1 protein-coding gene is annotated in these 594 nt (G+C 61.6%); it reads right to left on the reverse strand.

Annotated features, from left to right (window positions below; all coding sequences use genetic code 11):
- Window positions 1-16: 16 nt before the first annotated feature.
- Window positions 17-594, reverse strand: a 578-nt coding sequence (locus tag NKG99_RS35875) for an IS630 family transposase (protein WP_352874196.1), incomplete at its 5' end; no start/stop codon positions are given.

Genomic DNA, 594 nt, shown 5'->3' on the forward strand with positions numbered 1-594 from the left:
CTAGAGCGGGATGATTTTAGGTTCGGTCATAGCCGGCCTCGAGGAAGTAATTTCGGCATTCGTTTGAAGTGACAATTTCGAGGGTTTGGCCAATAGCGTCGCAAACGGCCTCGACGGTTCGCCGTGCCGCTTTGCGCAGCCAGTGCTTGAGCTTGGCGAACAGCTTCTCGATGGGATTGAGGTCGGGTGAGTATTTGGGCAGGAAGAACAGCCTTGCGCCGGCGGACCGGATGGCACGGCGCACGGCTTTGCCTTTATGCGAGCCGAGGTTGTCCATGACGACGATGTCGCCGGGCTTGAGGGTGGGGACGAGAACCTTGTCAACGTAGAGCTGGAAGCGTTCGCCGTTGATTGGTCCGTCGATGAGCCATGGCGCATCGACGCGGTCATGGCGCAATGCCGCCAGGAAGGTCATGGTCTTCCAGTGGCCGTGCGGCACCTTGGCCTTAAGGCGCTGGCCGCGCGGTGCCCAGCCCCTGAGCGGGGCCATGTTGGTCTTGGTCCAGGTTTCGTCGATGAAGACCAGGCGGGTGGGATCGATCCGACCTTGGTACTGAACCCACTGCGCCCGCCGCCGCGCGACATCGGGGCGAT

Source organism: Mesorhizobium sp. M1409 (assembly GCF_040317535.1).
Classification (GTDB): domain Bacteria; phylum Pseudomonadota; class Alphaproteobacteria; order Rhizobiales; family Rhizobiaceae; genus Mesorhizobium.